Genomic DNA, 4,797 nt, shown 5'->3' with positions numbered 1-4,797 from the left:
GGCTGCCGGGCCCGCCGTCGTCGGTCCTTCGACGGATGGGGCGATCATGCGCTGACCGCCGTGTCACTTGCCGTGCCGGACGGAGCGTCGGCGCCGTCGCTGTGCCTGCCGGCGGCCTCGGTCACCGCGGCGAACCCCAGGAGACGCTCCGCGTACTTGGCGAGCACATCCATTTCGAGGTTGACCGGCCCGCCGATGGCCTTGCTGCCCAGACCGGTGGCATCGAGCGTCGTGGGGATCAGCCCTACCTCGAACCAGGCCTCAACGGCCGCCGGTGGACTCACCGCCGTCACCGTCAGGGAGACGCCGTCGATGGCGATGGATCCCTTCTCCGCTGCGTACCGGGCGAGGTCGGCCGGCAGGTGGAAACGCAGCCGGTGCCAGGCACCAAGGTCCTCGCGCTCCACCAGCGTGCCCAGCCCGTCCACGTGCCCCTGCACCACGTGCCCGTCGAGCCGCCCGCCGGCCTGGACGCACCGCTCGAGGTTCACCGCTGCGCCCGGTGTCAGCATGCCCGTGGTGGTGCGACGCAGGGTCTCCCCCATGACGTCCACCGCCACCCGGCCGCCGTCGAGCTTCACTGCCGTCAGGCATACCCCGTTGACGGCGATCGACCCGCCGGGGGCTAGGTCGGCGCCGCTGACCGGGGCGTCGAACACCAGCACGGCGCTCTCCTGGTCCCCTGCGACGTCGAGGGACACGACGCGTCCCTGTTCTGACACTATTCCTGTGAACATGGTGGCTCCTGGTCTCGTGACGCTGACTGCGTCGTCGGGGTTTGCGATGGTGGCTGGAGGGGTACCGCAGGTGGGGCCGGTCCGTCGGCATCGTCCTCGGGTCGGAGGTGGAGCCGAAGATCGGCTCCCAGCTGCTGGACGGCGACGCCACCGGCCGGGTCGAACCGCCAGCGGCTCGCTGCAGCAAGGGTGGAAATACCGAGTGACGGGATCAGGGGCTTGCCGTCGCCGAGGATGATGGGCGCCACATAGCTGAAGATCTCATCCACCACCCCTGCGTGAAGGAATGCACCTGCGATGGTGGGGCCGCCCTCCACCATCAGGTGCCGGACTCCGCGCTGCATGAGTTGATCGAGGGCTCCGTTAACATCCCGTGTGGCCAGATGGAGGAAGCCGGGCCCTCGGATGGCGGCGTCGTCGGGCGGTTCCCGTAGCCCCATCACCACCCGGAGGGGCTGGCGCGCATCGCTTCCTGGGCGGGCCGTGAGCCGCGGATCGTCCGCCAGCACGGTGCCGGTGCCGACCAGGACGGCGTCGGCGCGTGCCCGGATCGTATGGCCGTCCGCTCGGGCCTGCGGACCGGTGATCCACTGGCTCGTACCGTCCGGCGCCGCCACCCGGCCGTCGAGGGTTCCCGCGGTCTTGAGGGTGACGAACGGCCTGCCTTCGGCGATCGACCGGGCCCAACGTGAGTTCAGGTCGCCGGCAGCTGCCGCCAGAACTCCGCCGGAACATTCCACAGCCCGGGACCTCAGCCAGGCCGCTCCGCCAGCTGCCTCGGTGTTGGTATCCGTGGCGGCGTAGACCACCCGGCGGATGCCCGCCGCGTAAACCGCTTCGCAGCACGGGCCGGTGCGTCCCGTATGGCTGCAGGGCTCGAGGGTGACCACCATCGTTCCACCGTCGACGTCGTTGCCGCGGCTCCGCGCGTCCGCCAGGGCTGCGGGCTCGGCGTGGGGCGTTCCGGCGCCGTTGTGCGCGCCCTCACCGATCACCGTGCGGAACCGGTCAAGAACCACGGCTCCTACAAGAGGATTTGCGCCTCGAACACCGCTCCCCGCAAGGTCCAGTGCACGCAGCATGGCACCGTGTTCGGCAAGCTCACGCTCTGCGTCGGGAATCATGGCAGCACCTGCCCTGCCGGTCCCTGTAGAACTTCCATGTCGCTTCCTTTGCCGTTGAGCGGCTTCGGGGTGACGACAGCAGGAAGGGCCATCCGGCGCCCGGCGCATGGCCGAACTCCGGGCTCCGGACTGCGGTTCACATCCTCGCGGAGGATGCGCCCACGGCACGGGTGCCCTGCTGTTCGTGCTTCTCCCATCCAGACTTTAACTGTCGGTCCCGGAATTCCACCGGCTCAACCGATGGCTGCTGCGCGGAATGCGCGGCGGCCATCGGGTCGCGGACTATAACCGCCGGTTCGGAATTACACCGACCCCGGAGCACGTACTTGGAAAGAGTATTTCATACCGCCCAGGGGCAGCGTCATAATTCATCCGCAGGCGATCAAGCGGGACCTTGCGGTGTCCCTCGAAGCCGCAGTGTCAGCTCAGTGTCACGGCAAACGATGCCCGTGGCGGTAGTCGCCGCCGCACGTGAACGGATCAACGGGCCACTGCGTGAGAACTCGTCGTCTTGGAAAGCCGCTGCACACTCCATTCGCCGGTCACTGGGTCGCCCGGCGCAGTAGCTATCGGATCCGCTAGCAGATTGACGAGGACCGGCAGGTAGTGCTGAGCGCCCCCATCCGCGGGAGAGTTGATGGCGACTTGCGTTCGTTCAGCCAACCCTCCCGGTAGCTGCCATGGGACCGAGCTGGACGCAGTGGTATTGGACACAGGAGCTGGTATCACTGTTGTCGATACAGCCCTTGATATCAGGTACCCGCAATTGTTTGATGAGGTGGTACGACCGACCGGCACCGACGCGGTCGGGCAAACACTGTGGCCGCCGCAGCCGGATGGTCGACTGAACGGTTTCTCGTGGACTCCACGGTCAACCGAGCGCACCAGCACGCAGCGAACCTCTTCGTGGCGCAGGGACCTGTCGAGCTACATGAAACTACAGGACGGACGTCCTGATCACGCGATCGGGAGGTCCCGGGGCGGGTTGACCACGAAGATCCATCACCTGTGCGATGGGAAGATACGCCCGTTGGTGATGGTCCTCGGGCCCCGCCAGGGCGGGGATTTCCCGATGTTCCCGCACCGGCTGGACGCCTTGAGCGTTCCCCGGCTCGGTCCCGGCCGGGCCCGTTTCCGTCCGGACCGGGCGTTGGGAGATAAGGCCTATTCCTCCAATGCCAGCCGGGAACTGCTCCGCGCACGAGGCGTTCAGGCTGTTATTTCGGAACGCTCCGACGAGGAAGCGAGCCGCAAACGCCGCGGAAAGCAAGCATCCGTTGTGCACAAGTACGATTTCGAGCGCGAGTTGTTGATCCGCATGCGTATCCGATGAGGCGTCCGTCATGATTCACTCTGTAGCGGTTGGAATACCCCGGCGGGACAATATTGCGAGCGATGTATACGCGAACCGATGGGACCAGATTCCATATGAGGGTGAGTCCCCTGTAGGGCGTTCCGAAATGATGAGCACCGGCCCGTCGGTGGGCGTCTACGAGCGGGACTTTCGATGGTCGGCTCGAATGGTGAGTCGTCCTTTTGGAGGAAAAGGTCCATTCGCGTGGAACGAACATGGTGCACCGTGGTCAGGGTCGGTGGGCCTATGCACCGATGTTGAAGCGTTCGACGCTTTCCGGTCCTCCCAATTGCGAAGACCAGTCCCGTTTACGTGACGCCTCACTGTAGAATTTTTTGAGCCTAACCTGGCGGCCCTTCGCCCGAAAGCAGAGCATTTGTCAGTCATCGATACGCCCGCCGTTTCACTGCGGTCCCGGGCTATCTACGACGTGATGAGAATGCTCTCCCGGGTGCGTTTGGCCGAACCGGAGCTGCTCGGCTTGAGCGCTGTGATCCGCCCTGGTGATCATGTGTTCGACGTGGGCGCCGCTTATGGCATGTATACCTTCCCCCTTGCACATCTGGTGGGTGCCGACGGTTCCGTCCATGCGTTCGAACCTCAGCCAAGACAACACCAAATAATGAGGGCACTGAGCCGTTTGATGGGTGTGGGGCACATCAACATCACGCGGTCCGTCCTTGGAGCGGCGCAGGGCGAGCATCTGATGCTGTTGCCGTTGCGTTTTGGGGTTCCGATTCACGGACACGCGCACATCGCCGACGGCACGGAACACGCGTTGACCAAGCAGTCTGCTCGCACCAGGCGCCTGCTGACGCCGATGGTCACCATCGATTCCTGGTGTGAACTTCACAATGTAGAAAACGTTTCCTTCATAAAAGTAGACGTCGAGGGCTTCGAACCGGATGTTCTTATCGGTGCCATCCGCACCATCACCCGGTACCAGCCCAGCCTGCTGCTTGAAATTGAGGACCGGCATACCGGCCGCTACGGCCGGGGCGCCAACCAGTTCGCCGAAGAAGTACTTGATAGCTGGCCCGATTACAGCATGTACAGATGGTCCGGCGGTTCCTGGACGCCCACCGACCGCGTCCGGGCCAGCAGCCGTAACTATCTCTTCGCCACTGACGAAGCCTTCCAGCGCGCTGAAGTGGTGGATCGTCACCAGCACGCCAATTTCCGACCGTCGACCCTGTGATTGCCCGAGCAATGCAGAGCTGAGTTTTTTTGCAACCATCGGGTCTTTTCTTCCCGATACTATAAGCCCGCTTATGATTGGGTTCCTGCGCTCCGTCGCCGCAGTGCTGTTAGCGCATCACCAAAAGGAAAGGCCTGCCCATGGATTCGCCCCGAGTGTTCGACACGGTGTCGATCATCTTCAATCCCAATAGCACCGGTGATGCGCCGAAGCTGGCCGGTGAACTGCATGAGCAGTTGCGCGAGCTTCTGTCCGATAAGACGGAGATTCGGTTGCAGCCCACAGAGCATGCCGGGCATGCAATCGACCTGGCGCGGGATGCGGCTGCCGCAGGCAATGCCCTGGTGGTGTCCGTCAGCGGTGATGGCGGCTACAACGAGGTGG

General features: G+C 64.4%; 5 protein-coding genes and 1 riboswitch. Of the genes, 3 read left to right on the top strand and 2 right to left on the bottom strand.

Annotated elements, in window-relative coordinates; all coding sequences use genetic code 11:
- Positions 1-44: 44 nt before the first annotated feature.
- Positions 45-737 carry a riboflavin synthase gene (locus Y705_RS0107625; protein WP_026532428.1) on the bottom strand — a complete coding sequence of 231 codons (693 nt, stop codon included), beginning with the start codon at positions 735-737 and terminating at the stop codon, positions 45-47.
- Positions 722-1,861, bottom strand: coding sequence for a bifunctional diaminohydroxyphosphoribosylaminopyrimidine deaminase/5-amino-6-(5-phosphoribosylamino)uracil reductase RibD (ribD, locus tag Y705_RS18270; protein WP_049822435.1), 1,140 nt, complete (start codon positions 1,859-1,861; stop codon positions 722-724). The genes Y705_RS0107625 and ribD overlap by 16 nt, the downstream gene beginning before the upstream one ends.
- Positions 1,862-2,042: 181 nt before the next feature.
- Positions 2,043-2,186, bottom strand: a riboswitch (FMN riboswitch).
- Between the two features lie 312 nt (positions 2,187-2,498).
- Here ribD and Y705_RS23400 point away from each other — a divergent pair.
- The 3 genes from Y705_RS23400 to Y705_RS18255 form a co-directional block, all read left to right on the top strand.
- The gene (locus Y705_RS23400) at positions 2,499-3,194 is read left to right on the top strand and encodes a transposase (RefSeq protein WP_081737886.1); all 696 of its coding nucleotides are present in this window, start codon (positions 2,499-2,501) and stop codon (positions 3,192-3,194) included.
- Between the two features lie 397 nt (positions 3,195-3,591).
- Positions 3,592-4,413, top strand: coding sequence for an FkbM family methyltransferase (locus tag Y705_RS18260; protein WP_049822433.1), 822 nt, complete (start codon positions 3,592-3,594; stop codon positions 4,411-4,413).
- A gap of 155 nt (positions 4,414-4,568) precedes the next feature.
- The coding region (locus tag Y705_RS18255; protein WP_444826170.1) for a diacylglycerol kinase family protein at positions 4,569-4,797 on the top strand (229 nt) is incomplete at its 3' end.

It is taken from the genome of Arthrobacter sp. H41 (genome assembly GCF_000520535.1).
Lineage (GTDB): Bacteria > Actinomycetota > Actinomycetes > Actinomycetales > Micrococcaceae > Arthrobacter_D.
Note: the sequence above shows the minus strand (reverse complement) of the source record. Positions and strands in the feature narration are given on the sequence as shown.